The sequence below is a fragment of the Acinetobacter sp. FDAARGOS_559 genome (assembly GCF_003940475.1).
Taxonomy (GTDB): domain Bacteria; phylum Pseudomonadota; class Gammaproteobacteria; order Pseudomonadales; family Moraxellaceae; genus Acinetobacter; species Acinetobacter baumannii.
The window spans coordinates 1,856,596-1,871,256 of record NZ_RKJG01000005.1; the positions used below are offsets into that span (position 1 = coordinate 1,856,596).

Sequence of the window (14,661 nt, forward strand, 5' to 3'; positions counted from 1 at the left end):
TTAATGTTTTTAAAACGTTTATTTTTTAAATTAAGCTTGATTTCCTGCCTAACAATACCTACATCTAATACTATGTTTAAAAAATAATGTGGCTATTAGCAATGACTTTACAGCAAGCGACTCTACCTACTCCCCGCTTTGATCAAATTACATTAGATAATTTAAAACAAGATATTCAACAAGCGATTCAAGCAGGACAAGAGTTTTTAAACACCCTTACGGCTGCACCATCCGAGACAGACCAGCAACTTGCCGTGCTTGAACAAATTGATGCACTTGAAAATAACCTCAGTGAATCGTGGGGAGTGTTGTCACATTTAAATGCTGTGATGAACAATGCTGAAACCAGAGAAGTCTATCAATCTCTATTACCCGCTTTAAGTGAATATTACACTCAGCTTGGCCAACACACGGCGTTATATCAGACCTATCAACTCATACATGATAGTCAGAGCTATTCAACGCTAAGCCCTGCGCAACAAAGTGCCATCCGTCTCGCTTTACGTGATTTTAAACTTTCTGGTGTCGCTTTAGAGGGTGAAGAGAAAAAACGTTACGCTGAAATTTCTGCACGTCTTTCACAGCTTTCTTCTGACTTCTCAAACCATGTACTTGATGCGACACAGGCTTATTTTAAACCACTGACAGAAGACCAATTAAAAGGTCTTCCGGAAAGTAATGTTGAGTTATTAAAACAGTACGGCAAACAGCGTGAGCTTGATCAAGCGGTCGCAACTTTAGATTTCCCAGCTTATTTTGCCATCATGACCTATGCCGATGATCGTGCCTTGCGAGAAGAGCTTTATAAAGCTTATGTCACACGTGCATCAGATCAGTCTGAGCAAACAGAATTTGACAACAGCAAAATTATGGAAGAAATCCTGAGTCTTCGCCAAGAGATGGCAAAACTACTCGGTTTTAATAACTATGCTGAATATTCTCTTGCCAGCAAAATGGCGCCTGATGTCAAAACAGTTCACGACTTTTTAGTCGATTTAGCTGAGCATGCACATACCCCTGCACTTCAGGAAGTTGCCGAACTCCAAGCTATTGCCAAACAAGATGGTATTGATGAGCTTAAACCTTGGGATACCACTTACTATTCTGAAAAGCTTAAACAACAACAGTTCAACTTATCACAGGAAGCTTTAAAACCTTACTTCCCTGCACCAAAAGTGATTCAGGGATTATTCCAGATCGTACAGCGTTTATATGGTATTAACATTGTTGAACGTGAAGCTCCGGTTTGGCATCCAGATGCACGTTATTTTGAGTTAGAAGACCAAGGTGAAGTCATTGGCGGCTTCTTCTTTGATTTATATGCGCGTACAGGTAAACGTGGTGGAGCATGGATGAGTGGTTTCCGCTCACGTATGCAAACTGTTCATGGTTTACAAAAACCAATTTGCTATATGGTGTGTAACTTCACTCCACCTGTAGGTAACCAACCAGCCTTACTCACCCATGATGAAGTCATTACCTTATTCCACGAGTTTGGTCATGGCTTACACCATATGCTTACTGAAGTAGATAATATCTCAGTTGCAGGTACTCACGGCGTTGCTTGGGATGCAGTCGAGTTACCAAGTCAGTTTATGGAATTCTGGTCATGGGATAAAGAAAGTCTTGATGTTTTAAGTGAGCATATTGAGAGCAAGCAGACTTTACCTCAAGAGTTACTTGATGCTTTATTAAATGCACGTTTCTTCCAGTCTGGTATGCAAACTTTACGTCAGCTTGAATTTGCCTTATTTGACTTAACTATTCACACCAAAACTCCTGCGTTGAATAGTGAGCAAATTCAGCAGACCTTAAATGATATTCGCAAACAATATGCAGTAGTTCCAACCGTCGACTACAACCGTTTCCAGCATAGCTTTAGTCATATTTTTGCAGGCGGCTACGCAGCAGGTTACTACTCTTACAAATGGGCAGAAGTTTTAGCAAGTGATGCCTTTGACCGTTTTGAAAATGAAGGTATTTTCAATACTCAAACGGGTAAAGAATTCCGTCAGGCAATTTTAGCGGTGGGTGGGAAAGATACTGCTCTTGAAGCATTTGTGAATTTCCGCGGTCGTGAGCCAAAAATTGATGCATTGTTACGTCATCAAGGTTGGACGAACGATAACAAAACCGCTTAAACTATGGGCCTAAATTGATCGTGTGGTTAGGGTGATAAAGATGAAGAAACGTTTCATTGCTGGGGCTAAATGTCCAAAATGTGAAGCCATAGATCGGATTGTCATGCTAACCACCGCTGAAGACGAATGGATTGAATGTATCGAATGCGGTTATAGCGAAAATCGTCCGACTCATATTGATGAGCCTGAAACGCCCGCTATACCTGATGAAATTGGGGTAATACAGTTCAAGCCTCGTCGTTCTGACTAAAGGTCTTAGACATGCCACTACAAAGAAAACAAAACTCAAAACTATTGTGGATTTTAATTGGGGGCTTAAGCATTCTCGTCGTGCTTTTTTTCGCAGCACAATGGTTTTTCAAAAAAACTGAAACATCAGCGCCAATGGTTGATCCACAACCAGCCTCGGTACCAGCTCCTGAAAAAACTACAAAACCCTCTGAAAGCTCGGAACCCGTAGTTCAAACACAAACCGCTAACTCACAGCAACTTGTGAATGAGGACGTGCTCAAACAACCAATCCCTGCTCAAGAATCTTTAGCTAAAGAAGAAGTATCTAAACTCAATGACATTCATCATCAATTGCAAGATCAGGAAGCAACACTAAAAGCTCAACATGCTGATGCAGATCAACTTATTAAGCTAAAAGAAGAGCAAGTGAAGCTTCTTGAGGCCCAAGTTAAACAACAATAGTATTTGTTTAACTCTAGATATGATGCAAAAAGCTAGTTCACTCTGAGCTAGCTTTTTTATTTACTAAAAATTTATATGCTCAAGATAACTACCACATAAAAAAACACCCTCTTAAAGAGAGTGTTTTTGCTCGGCTTATATATTTAAATTACTTGTACCAACCAAATAGTTTCAGTATTAGTGGTGCATAAGTTACCAATACCAATGATGAGAACAAGACAATAATTGGTAATAACCAACGTTCATATCGGTAGTAGAAACTTGTGTACTTCTCTTTCGCTTCTGCATCGGCAGCATTCACCTCATCATCACCAACGGATAACCGCGTTAATAGATGGTTCAAGGCAACTGGCGGCGTTACATAACCAAATTCGAATGCGACCAATACAATCATCCAGAAGTGAATTGGATGAATACCATTTTCGTAAGCTACAGGAGCAATAGTTGCTGCCACTAAAATTACGGCACCAAATGGATCTGTACACATACCAATAATTGCAAGTAACAGTGCAATACATGCTAGTGATATATAGATACTGCCTAAATGAGTTGGTAATAATTCGACCACTTCAGAGCGTTCAATTAAACCACCTACACTTGCAGACAATGCCATCAAAATGATTAAGGCACCGATATGTCCCACTGTTTCTGATGTCGCAAAACGTAAAGCACCACCAAAACCAAGACGGAACTGTGAACTATGCGGATCATGAGTCTGTAAGAACGGTGATTTCTTCTCATGCTCACGAACAATCGCCTCATGAATATTTAAAGCTGGTGCCTCTTTAGGCATAACCATTTTATCGTACAGAATCATCGCAATAAGCACGAGTGGCAGAATCACTGGCGCAGTAAATTCATTCATTCCTGTATCTAATGCATATTTATAAAATGCAAGGACAACTACAGTAATTAAGATATATGGAATAACCGGTACGAAAGCTCGTGCCATACCTGGTAGTGCCACTTTTGGCGAGTTCACACGGAACTTTTCTTCGGCCAATAAAAGAGATACACCCAAGAAAATAAATGCTGTTAGCCAGAAGACATAAATACCATGTCCGAATAATTCATCAGATGTAACATGACGACTATCCAACATCGCAATTAGAACGACCAAGAGACATGGACGTACAACCACCCCTAGGGAGCCGGACATTGCAGATACAGCTAATGCATATTGACGGCGAGCGCCTGCGTTCCAAACTTCCTTATAAATAATCGCACCAGCCGCGATAACGAAAATCCCCGAAGCACCGGTATAAGCAGTCGGTACAGCAGCAGCAATCAGAATTAACCAAGTTAAGGTTTCTGGCGCCAAGTTCCATGGACGAAGTACATTTAAGAACAAGTCCATAACACGGGTTTGTGTGAGTAACATACCCGCCCAAATAAATAAGGCAAGATTTAAGAAGATACCCGAGAACTCAACCAATAAACCAAGGTAAATCCCTTGCCCCATTGGATAATCCATAAAGAACGTGAATACAATACCTGTAATTAGTGCCATATAGGCATATAAAGGTACAGAAAGTAAGGCTAAACCTATATTACCGCCTTCACGTTTTGGTGGAGGTGAAACAAATAGTTGATACAGACTAATTAAGGTCAGAACAACAAACAGAATCATCCATATCCAGTAAATCGTTACTGTTTCATAAGTAGGTGTTACCCCGGAATTAATGACTGAACGATACTGGCTAATGACCGAGAAGCTTAGTAGCGCATTACCAATCAACATAAATAGAGAATACACTTTGTAATCTATTTTTGTTGCTGGATTACGCAAGCCAATATGGTGATATTTCAATGATGCAGTAATCGCTGAAATCAGTACCATAAAGACCAGTAAAATGGCACGGTTCTCTGTACCGAATTTAAAAATACCAAAGAAACCTGTTTCGATCGCACGATAAGTACGTACGCCCGGGTTTGCTTCGATATATTTAATAGTTTTGTCGTAAGCCTGATATTTTTCTTCACATTGCTGCTGTGCTGCTAGTAAGGACGCACGGACATCACTTTCCGATGCAGCACCAAAGAAGCTCGCAAAATCATCAGATGCATTTGCTTTCATCTGCTCTTTTACTTGAGCATCAATATTCGGATGTCGATCACAAGTCGGCTTTTCAGGCTCAGCACGCAAGAATGAATATTGCATGCCTGTAGCAGGGTCACCATAAAGACGTTCCCCGATACGTAATAATTGACCGTGGATCATTTCCCCGGTACCAATTATGAGCGTCATCAATAGTAAAATGAGGATAATGAATGTTGAGATCCATTCATTCCAGATATAACCCAGCAGACCTAATCCAGATCTTTTTTCTTGATATTCTTGCATAAATATTCCAATTTTGTTCTCTCAAATCCCTCATAACAAAGGCTTTGAGTCATGCAATTTCCTTGGTCAGGGGTATCGCCCATCCCCCTTCTACCAATCCCTTTATTCAACGATCAAATTTGCATCAAACTTTATCAATAAAGAATGACTAAAATCACTTTTTTAACAGTTTGTATTGTCAATCTTTCTATTTGAATCTTTGTATGAGCCAATAGCATCCTCCAAAGATTGCACCACCAATCGCCCCATATAGATGAGCTTCAGTTAAAACTGGACTACCAATGAGCTGGGCTGTTCCTGTTTGCCCAAATGTATTTTCCCAAATCAACTTTGCAACAATTAAACCTAAGACCAGAAATGCAAAATTCCTTTCTTTACGGTATTGCAAGTAAACCAAAGCAACTGCGGTATATAACCCATGGAGTACCCCAGAAAGGCCTGCATATGCATCGATATTGGGCAAATAAAAATAGAACACCAAGCTAATAAAAGGTGGTAAAAGAAAAAGAAGACTTAAAATGTGCCACACTTTGGTATGGGGAAATATGAAAGGCAAACACGCAAATGCCATCATATTTAAAAGAAAGTGAATCCATCCGACATGTACCCAGTGCGCTGTCCATAAACGCCAGAACTCGCCGAGTAAGCTTTCATGCCAATAGATAAAATAATCTGGAAACACCTGTAAATATGCAGAAACAGAAATGCACCCTGCGACCAAAAGCACTTTTTTATTGAGTACATGATCTTTCATAGCACACTCCTTTTAAACCAGACTCCTTACGATTACTAGAGTTAGTAACCCTAAGGAGTGAGTTCCTTCAGATCTATTTACTGTGCTGGTGCAGTTTTCGTGTCAGCTGGGGCTTCCGATGCAGCTCCACCATCAAACAACTCATCCAATTCAGCTGAGCCTTCGTTTTTCTCATCCCAGAAATGAGACATACCGTCATCACCGGTACGAACACCAGTATGCTCAGTCCAGTAACGGTCAGAAATACCGCGCACAATTAAACCAGCCATACTATCGATTAATTTAAAGTTCGGATTGACTGGTTTGTCATCTGCTTGAGATGCAGCATAAGTTTTTAATGCATCACGGATTTTAGCATCGTCACCACTCGCTTGAGCAGCTACGGCATATAATGCATGAGATAAACGAACACCTTTTTGTTCACCAATTTGCACGGACTGTTTTAAAGTCTCATATGGATCAGGCTTCCCTTCATTAGCGCCTGGTAATAAAGTCCAGATCACTGCACGGGTTGCATTTGGTGCGCCCCAGAATTTTTGGTTATCAAGGCAGACCATACCGCGCTCTACAATAGCAGCAATATCTTTCGGAACATTGACAGAACCGCCAGAGTTAATGTCGTTGGTCACAGCTTGAAGGCCACTAATCATCCCAAGTAAATATACAGTTTGGTCAATATCACTACGCATTGTTGGACAAGAATCACCTAAATGATATTTATATTTAGATTCCCAACGATCAGCAAAGAGCTTATAGCCTGCGTATTGTCGCTCAGCAGCAATTGCAGCCCAACGCTTCTGTGCAATACGTGCATCTTGAGCTTCTGTTACCTGCCCTGCTTTTGAAGCGCGCAAATAACGTAACTCCTGTTCTAATGCTTGGTTTTCCGCGCATACACCTGAAGCAGCATACATTAAGACAGCAACACGAGTAGGATCTGCACCCATACCTTTAGTCGACATGATTGCAGGAGTTAAGGCACTACCAGTATTACAAACCATTTCAGCATCTTGCATTGCCAAAATAGGTGGAACGACGTGCTTTTCCGTAAAACCTAAAGCAACATTTGCTCCGCTTTTCACGACGTATGAACAACCTGATAAAACTGAAGCTGCAAGAAAACTTACCGCCAAACCTTGGCATATTTTTTGGACTTTAGACATCTTCCTGTCCTCGATGTAATTTGTTTTTTCCTTTTCAGATGTACATTAGCAGATGCATATCTTGAATAAAAGAGTAATTACTCTAATTGTAGCGCTTATACTTTGACACACTTCACAGCAGATAAAATTGACAGTTTTTCAGGGAAACAAAAATTTTAGGCAAAAAAAAGTAGCATTGCGACGGTTCAGCACATGCTACTTATTAACTGGGATAAGCTTTTAACGGCTTATATTATTGTTGTTCTAGATAATCCTTAAGTAAAGTTCCTGCTCTTCCTACTACTACAGCCATAATTACTGCAATCAACAGAAACATCCACATTGAAATCTCCATGAGAGACCTCCTTACTACATTCGCACCCAGTTAAAAACTGGACACTTGATGAAATTAATCGATTAACCAATTAGACTATTGACTGATCGATGACCTTTGCATCCTCTGTCTCTTAACTTTGCTAAGATTAACTCGGTTAAGATGTTCCCTGAGTAAAGTTCCTGCTCTTCCTATCACCACCGCCATAATTATGGCAATGACCAAGAACGACCATGTTGGCATCTCCATTTGAGACCTCCGACACACTTTACGTTGGTGTTTGTACTTTAACCGATAGAATAGTAACCATATTGAGAAATTGTCCGACAATTAACTTTCTTGCTGTTTTTTCTGTATTTTAACTAGACAATTTCAATTTCCCAAAAAGAAATAAAATATAAGATATTGATTAATAATAATTTTAAATAAATATACAAATATAGAATTGTCTAACAATTAATAGAGTTTTTCTAAAGTTTTAAGCTTTTTCCACTCTACTAATGACATTTGATCAAACCAAATGATAGAAGTTAGTGTTTTATGACCTTCAAAATAGATCACTATGAAAATCTGATAATCAATTACTTTTAAAATTTTGACGCGAGAAATGGTGTTCTGTGAGTGATAAGCAAGCGACCATAGTTTTTTATCTAAATAAGCAATTTGTGCAAGCTGCGGACGCTTTAAAAAGAAAATAAAGCTGATAAATAGTAAGCTGATTACAACTAACCACCATAGTAACGGCATTAATTGATAAAATAGAACTGCTAAGCTTAAGCCAATAAAAAACTGAAATATAATCGAAAAACGACTATATTTCAGCTTAAAATTCAAATGGTTGATCAAAATAAATTAACCATGAACATAGTGTTTTAATTTATAGATAAAGTCACGTAATTCGGTACGTGGTGGTTCTGATACTTCCATAAACCAATCTAGTAAATCAGGGTCTTCCTGTTCTACCAACTCAGCAAACAATGCTTTTTCTGCCGGGTCTGCCTTTAAATAATAATTTTTCACATAAGGGTCAAAATAGACATCAATTTCCTTTAAACCACGACGTGCGCGATAGATTACTTTACGTTCTTCCAAGGTCATTTCTTCAGACATTTATTTCCCCATCTGCGTTGATAGTGCGCTTAGTTTACCTGATCACATGAGAAAGTTCGCTAAAAATATCAAATTGACCAAACTTATCACTTCACCGCCATAAATGAGCATTCATCACATTGTTAGACCTAGTCGCTTCCCTTATGTTTAGCTCATAACATCAAGCCCAAACCAAGGAAGAAATACAATGCAATCTGGTGCTATTCGTCCCATTCCAAATATGTTACCTCGCCATTTATTTAACGAAGAACATGAAGCTTTTCGGGAAACGGTACGTAAATTCTACGAGAAAGAAGTTGTACCTAATATTGAAAAATATGAAAAACAACAACATGTTAACCGAGATCTTTGGAATAAAGCTGGTGCATTAGGTTTACTCTGTACCACCATGCCAGAACAATATGGTGGTTCAGGTGTCGATCGCCTATACAGCATGATTCTTATTGAAGAACAAGCCTATGCGATGGACTCAAGTACAGGTTTCTCACTGCATTCCGACATTGTAGCCAACTATATTAATAACTTCGGTAATGAAGAGCAAAAACAGAAATGGCTCCCTAAAATGGCTACTGGTGAGACGGTTACCGCAATTGCCATGACCGAGCCGGGAACAGGTTCAGACTTGCAAGCGGTTCGTACAACAGCCGTTCTTGATGGCGATGAATATGTCATTAATGGTTCAAAAATATTTATTACCAATGGCTATTTATGCGATATGGCGATTGTCGTTTGTAAAACGGGGAATAGCGATAAAGGATCTGCCAATTTATCACTCATTATTGTCGAAGCTGACCGTGCTGGTTTTACTAAAGGCAAACCACTTAACAAAATTGGTATGAAAGGCCAAGATACCTGTGAACTCTTCTTTGATAACGTTCGTGTTCCTAAAGAAAATCTTTTAGGTATGGAAGGTATGGGCTTTATCATGCTCATGAAAGAATTAGCGTGGGAGCGTATGCTAGTTGCTATTATCTGCCAAGCTGGGGCAGAAGCGGCATTTGCACATACTGTTCAATATACAAAAGATCGTAAAGCATTTGGCAAACCAGTTGGAGCATTCCAAAATACTCGTTTTAAACTTGCCGAACTTAGAACAGAGATAGATTTCTGCCGTACCTATTTAGATCGTTGTATGGAATTACAACTCGATGAAAAATTGAGTGTTGAAGCTGCAGCGGCTGCAAAATATAAAATTTCAGATATGTTTTCAAAAGTTGTAGATGAATGTCTTCAATTACATGGTGGTTATGGCTATATGATGGAATATCCAATTGCACGCGCTTATATCGATCACCGAGCAAACCGTATTTATGCAGGCACCAATGAAATTATGAAAGAATTAATCTCTAGAACTCTTTAATCTTTACTATAAAAAGGAGGCTTATAGCCTCCTTTTTATTTTCGAATATCAAGACACTAATTTGGGTTTACGTGTGGTAACTTCTGAATGCTTATGAAAACGTAGAACACCATCATCAAATTTTGCATTTTTTAATGATTTTCGGTCTTCAAGATAATTATTGGTTACCTGCCATGGTGCTTGTTTACCTTGTTTAGGAATCACGTCGGCAGCACGACTAATATAACCAGATGATAAGCTACCCATAACTGTGTCCTCTTCCATCACACTCTTATCACCAGATGGAATGACTTCATCATAATTATTCTTATCCATGTAATTTAATAAACGACAGATATAATCTGCTGCAATATCAACTTTTAATGTCCATGAAGCATTTACATAACCAATAATCATCGCCATGTTTGGTACATCGCTGAGCATCACGCCGTTATAAAGCATGTGTTCAGATGATTTAACTGGCTCCCCATCAATAGTTGCCTGCACACCGCCCATGATTTGAACCTGCAAACCTGTTGCAGATACGATAATATCGGCATCAAGATGCTTGCCTGATTTTAATTGAATACCAGTCTCAGTAAATTTTTCAATTTGATCAGTCTCAACACTCGCCTTACCTTCACGAAGAATTTTGAATAAATCACCATCAGGAACTACGCAAAGACGCTGATCCCAAGGGTTATATGAAGGTGTAAAATGTTTCATATCAACTTTACCCTTAAGTTGCATTTCAATTGCTTTTAAGAGTAAACGACGAACTGTTTTAGGATGCTTTTGAGACAATGCATAAATTGCTCGTTGCATACCAATATTACGAGCACGCGTAAATTTATAGGCTGCTTCTTCAGACATAAATCTACGAGTTTTTTCATAGATGAAATCAATAGACGGAACAGAAGCAATATAAGTTGGTGAACGTTGCAACATCGTTACATGACCTGCTCCACCTTTTGACATTGCAGGCACCAGTGTAATTGCTGTAGCTCCACTACCAATAATTACTACTTTTTTACCCTTATAATCCAAATTTTCCGGCCAATGTTGTGGATGAATGAGTTGACCTTTGAAAGCTTCTTGATTTGGGAAAGTCGGCGCGTAACCTTGGTCATAATTATAATAACCAGTACAACCTACAACGAAGTTAGCAACCCAAGTCTGCTGTTTTTTCTTATTGTCCTCGACAATAACATGCCACTTTTTCGAGGCAGAATCATAATTCGCAGAAAGGACACGATGGCCAAAATGAATTTTTTCTTTTAACTTAAACTCATCAATCACTTCCCCTAGATATCCTTTAATAGAGGCACCATCAGCAAGAACATTGGCTTTACACCATGGTTTAAAGTTAAAACCAAAAGTAGACATATCTGAATCAGAACGGATACCAGGATAGCGGAAAAGATCCCAAGTTCCACCAAACGATTCACGACGCTCCAAAATTTCAAACTGACGTTGTGGAGAGTTTTTAGATAAATGGGCAGCAACACCTATTCCTGATATGCCTGCACCAATGATTAATACATCAACTTGCTTTTCCATTTTATTTTTATACCCATTGTTGAGAATATGACTTTATTAAATCATAATTTTGACAATACACAATGTCAAGTTTGACCGTTTATCCGTTTTTTTATGTCACTTGGGGACAAATTTTTAATTTTATGTTTTTTGGAAAATAAAAAAGACCGGCATAAAGCCGGTCTTTTTTGAATAATATCAATTATTCAGCTGAAGTGTTCACTTCACGATCTACAAGCTCAACGTAAGCCATCGGTGCTGCATCACCAGCACGGAAGCCCGCTTTAAGAACACGTAGATAACCGCCGTTACGTTCTTTGTAACGAGGGCCGAGTACGGTAAATAATTTACCAACAGTTGCAGCATTACGAGTACGAGCAAATGCTAAACGACGATTTGCTACAGTATCGTTTTTTGCTAGAGTGATTAAAGGCTCAGCAACACGACGTAATTCTTTAGCTTTAGGCAAAGTTGTTTTGATCAACTCATGTTCAAATAAAGAATTAGCCAAGTTTTGGAACATCGCTTTACGATGGCTGCTTGTACGGCCTAATTTCACACCACTATTACGATGACGCATGGTGATAGTCCTACTTAATTAACGGCTACGATAGGCAAAACGGTCGTCCATACGAAGACTAGCTGGTGGCCAGTTCTCAAGACGCATACCGAGTTGTAAACCTTTCGATGCCAAAACATCTTTGATCTCTGTTAACGATTTTTTACCAAGGTTAGGAGTTTTTAACAACTCAACTTCAGTACGTTGAACAAGATCACCAATGTAGTAAATATTTTCTGCTTTCAAACAGTTAGCAGAACGAACAGTAAGCTCTAGATCATCTACTGGGCGAAGCAAGATTGGGTCAACTTCTTCACGAGGTTCTTGAGCAACAGGAGTTTGGTCTTTCTGAAGATCAACAAAAATTGCAATTTGTTGTTGCAAGATTGTTGCCGCTTTGCGGATTGCTTCTTCAGGATCAACCGTACCATTGGTCTCAAGATCGATTACCAGTTTATCTAAATCGGTACGTTGTTCTACACGCGCATTTTCTACGGTGTAAGAAACACGTTTAATTGGGCTATAAGAAGCATCTAACTGTAAACGACCTACAGGACGTGTTTCGCCTTCAGGGAAACGAGAGTCAGATGTTTCATAACCACGACCTTGAGAAACTTTCAAGCGCATTTTTAATGAGCCTGTAGCACTCAAAGTACCAATTAAATGTTCTGGGTTAACCACTTCAACATTATGAGGCAAACGAAGGTCGGCAGCAGTAATGTCACCAGGACCTTGTTTTTCTAATGTTAAATAAGCTTCATTTTGATCGAACAGCTTAATAGACAATCCTTTTAGGTTCAGCAAGAGCTCGACGATGTCCTGCTGCAAGCCTTCTAAAGTACTGTACTCGTGCTCGACACCTTCTATCTCTACTTCAACCACAGCAGCGCCTGGCAAAGAAGACAATAGAATGCGACGTAAAGCATTACCTAGAGTATGGCCAAAACCACGCTCTAAAGGTTCCAGAATCACTTTTGCCGAGGTCCCGCTTACCGCTTCGACCTTGATCGCTTGCGGAGTTAGAAACTCGTTTGCAGTACGCGTCATTATTGCTACCTCAAGGATTATTTAGAATACAATTCTACAATCAAGCTTTCGTTGATTTCAGCAGGTAAATCAGAACGATCTGGTGCAGCTTTAAACGTACCTTCAAGCTTAGAGTGATCAACTTCGATCCAAGCTGGAATACCACGTTGAGCAGCCAATTCAATCGCGTTTTTAATACGCAATTGTTGTTTAGCACCTTCGTGAACCGCAATTACATCACCAGCTTTAACTTGAATAGATGCGATGTTTACACGACGACCATTCAAAGTAATGCTACGGTGACTTACTAACTGACGAGCTTCTGCACGTGTAGAACCAAAACCCATGCGATAAACAACGTTATCAAGACGGCTTTCAAGCAATTTCAACAAGTTCTCACCAGTTGCGCCTTTAACACGAGCTGCTTCTTTATAGTAGTTACTAAATTGACGCTCTAACACACCGTAAATACGACGGACTTTTTGTTTTTCACGTAATTGTAGTGAATACTCAGATTGCTTACCACCGCGAGCCTGACCATGCTGACCAGGTGCTTTGTTAGCTTTTTTAGTTTTGACGTCAAATGGTTTAACGCCAGATTTAAGTTGCAGGTCTGTCCCTTCGCGGCGAGAGAGTTTGCATTTTGGACCAATATAACGAGCCATGAATGTTTCTCCTTACACGCGACGTTTTTTAGGTGGACGGCAACCGTTGTGAGGAATTGGAGTCACATCGGTAATGCTGTTAATCTTATAACCCACTGCGCCTAATGCACGAACCGCAGACTCACGACCTGGACCAGGACCTTTTACAAGGACGTCAAGGTTTTTCAAACCGTAATCTAAAGCTGCTTTACCAGCAACTTCAGCAGCTACCTGAGCAGCAAACGGAGTTGATTTACGTGAACCACGGAAGCCTTGTCCACCTGAGGTGGCCCAAGCCAATGCATTACCTTGACGATCGGTAATCGTAACAATGGTGTTATTAAAAGACGCGTGAATGTGTGCAACACCTTCAGAGACGGTACGAGTGACCTTCTTGCGTGTGCGAGTATCTTTAGCCATCTTTTAGCTTCCAGAAATCTTACTTTTTAATCGGTTTGCGCGGACCTTTACGGGTACGTGCGTTAGTTTTGGTGCGTTGACCACGGACAGGCAAGCTGCGACGATGACGAAGGCCACGATAGCAACCTAAATCCATTAAACGTTTAATGTTCATGGAAATTTCGCGACGTAAGTCACCTTCGGTAGGAACCTTAGCAACTTCTGCACGAATCGCATCAAGCTGTGCATCGTCCAACTCACGGATCTTAGTAGTCTCAGTAATACCAACTGCAGCTAAGATGTTCTTAGCAGTGTGGCGACCGATACCAAAGATGTAAGTGAGGGAGATAACAGCATGCTTGTTATCCGGAATGTTTACACCGGCAATACGAGCCATTCACTTTTCTCCAAAAAGGCAGTAGAGATAATCAACCGCCCCACAAAAATCTTGAGGGGCGGATATTAACCCAATTCGCCTACTGAAATCAACAGGTCTTGATTAGATTAACCTTGACGCTGCTTATGACGAGGTTCTGCGCTACAAATCACGCGAATAACCCCATTACGACGGATAACTTTACAGCTACCACAAATTTTCTTTACAGAAGCTTGTACTTTCATGATGAAACCTCTAAGT

The 14,661-nt window shown here is 39.9% G+C and carries 16 protein-coding genes; 4 read left to right on the forward strand and 12 right to left on the reverse strand.

What is annotated here, in order from left to right:
- Window positions 1-86: 86 nt before the first annotated feature.
- Genes EGS71_RS10335 through EGS71_RS10345 form a run of 3 tightly spaced genes read left to right on the forward strand, consistent with a single transcriptional unit; the run spans window position 87 to window position 2,834 of the window.
- Complete coding sequence (locus EGS71_RS10335; RefSeq protein WP_000266469.1) at window positions 87-2,141, forward strand: M3 family metallopeptidase; 2,055 nt, start codon at window positions 87-89, stop codon at window positions 2,139-2,141.
- A 40-nt stretch (window positions 2,142-2,181) separates the two neighbouring features.
- A complete protein-coding gene (locus EGS71_RS10340; protein ID WP_000745518.1) occupies window positions 2,182-2,391 on the forward strand; it encodes a YheV family putative zinc ribbon protein in 210 nt (69 codons plus the stop codon).
- A gap of 11 nt (window positions 2,392-2,402) precedes the next feature.
- Window positions 2,403-2,834, forward strand: a complete 432-nt coding sequence (locus EGS71_RS10345) for a hypothetical protein (protein ID WP_001130988.1) — start codon at window positions 2,403-2,405, stop codon at window positions 2,832-2,834.
- A 148-nt stretch (window positions 2,835-2,982) separates the two neighbouring features.
- Here EGS71_RS10345 and EGS71_RS10350 read toward each other — a convergent pair whose 3' ends face one another.
- The 5 genes from EGS71_RS10350 to EGS71_RS10370 all read right to left on the reverse strand — a co-directional run bounded on the left by EGS71_RS10350 (window position 2,983) and on the right by EGS71_RS10370 (window position 8,518).
- Entirely contained in the window at window positions 2,983-5,178 is a 2,196-nt protein-coding gene (locus tag EGS71_RS10350; RefSeq protein ID WP_001158905.1) for a TRAP transporter large permease subunit, read from the reverse strand.
- A 187-nt stretch (window positions 5,179-5,365) separates the two neighbouring features.
- Window positions 5,366-5,932 (reverse strand): rhombosortase, encoded by a 567-nt coding sequence (gene rrtA / locus EGS71_RS10355; protein ID WP_000651539.1) that lies wholly within the window; start codon window positions 5,930-5,932, stop codon window positions 5,366-5,368.
- Window positions 5,933-6,009: 77 nt separating this feature from the next.
- Entirely contained in the window at window positions 6,010-7,095 is a 1,086-nt protein-coding gene (locus EGS71_RS10360) for a hypothetical protein (RefSeq protein WP_000049106.1), read from the reverse strand.
- 769 nt (window positions 7,096-7,864) lie between these two features.
- Window positions 7,865-8,254, reverse strand: a complete 390-nt coding sequence (locus EGS71_RS10365) for a membrane protein (protein WP_000607075.1) — start codon at window positions 8,252-8,254, stop codon at window positions 7,865-7,867.
- A gap of 6 nt (window positions 8,255-8,260) precedes the next feature.
- On the reverse strand, window positions 8,261-8,518 hold the full coding sequence (locus EGS71_RS10370; RefSeq protein WP_001288210.1) for a succinate dehydrogenase assembly factor 2: 258 nt from the start codon (window positions 8,516-8,518) through the stop codon (window positions 8,261-8,263).
- Between the two features lie 187 nt (window positions 8,519-8,705).
- On the opposite strand from EGS71_RS10370, the gene EGS71_RS10375 reads away from it, so the two are divergent.
- The gene (locus tag EGS71_RS10375; RefSeq protein ID WP_001190556.1) at window positions 8,706-9,878 is read left to right on the forward strand and encodes an acyl-CoA dehydrogenase family protein; all 1,173 of its coding nucleotides are present in this window, start codon (window positions 8,706-8,708) and stop codon (window positions 9,876-9,878) included.
- 48 nt (window positions 9,879-9,926) lie between these two features.
- On the opposite strand, the gene EGS71_RS10380 is transcribed toward EGS71_RS10375, so the two are convergent.
- The 7 genes from EGS71_RS10380 to rpmJ form a co-directional block, all read right to left on the reverse strand.
- The gene (locus EGS71_RS10380) at window positions 9,927-11,417 is read right to left on the reverse strand and encodes a flavin-containing monooxygenase (protein ID WP_000415123.1); all 1,491 of its coding nucleotides are present in this window, start codon (window positions 11,415-11,417) and stop codon (window positions 9,927-9,929) included.
- A gap of 181 nt (window positions 11,418-11,598) precedes the next feature.
- Window positions 11,599-11,976: a 50S ribosomal protein L17 gene (gene rplQ / locus EGS71_RS10385; protein WP_001216380.1), complete on the reverse strand. Its 378-nt coding sequence runs from the start codon at window positions 11,974-11,976 to the stop codon at window positions 11,599-11,601.
- 18 nt (window positions 11,977-11,994) lie between these two features.
- Window positions 11,995-13,002, reverse strand: a complete 1,008-nt coding sequence (locus EGS71_RS10390) for a DNA-directed RNA polymerase subunit alpha (RefSeq protein WP_000198631.1) — start codon at window positions 13,000-13,002, stop codon at window positions 11,995-11,997.
- A 17-nt stretch (window positions 13,003-13,019) separates the two neighbouring features.
- Window positions 13,020-13,646: a 30S ribosomal protein S4 gene (rpsD, locus tag EGS71_RS10395; protein WP_000135204.1), complete on the reverse strand. Its 627-nt coding sequence runs from the start codon at window positions 13,644-13,646 to the stop codon at window positions 13,020-13,022.
- Between the two features lie 12 nt (window positions 13,647-13,658).
- Window positions 13,659-14,045 (reverse strand): 30S ribosomal protein S11, encoded by a 387-nt coding sequence (gene rpsK / locus EGS71_RS10400; protein ID WP_001040166.1) that lies wholly within the window; start codon window positions 14,043-14,045, stop codon window positions 13,659-13,661.
- A gap of 19 nt (window positions 14,046-14,064) precedes the next feature.
- Window positions 14,065-14,421, reverse strand: a complete 357-nt coding sequence (rpsM, locus tag EGS71_RS10405; RefSeq protein ID WP_000090815.1) for a 30S ribosomal protein S13 — start codon at window positions 14,419-14,421, stop codon at window positions 14,065-14,067.
- 107 nt (window positions 14,422-14,528) lie between these two features.
- Window positions 14,529-14,645 (reverse strand): 50S ribosomal protein L36, encoded by a 117-nt coding sequence (gene rpmJ / locus EGS71_RS10410; RefSeq protein WP_000867907.1) that lies wholly within the window; start codon window positions 14,643-14,645, stop codon window positions 14,529-14,531.
- Window positions 14,646-14,661 lie beyond the last annotated feature (16 nt).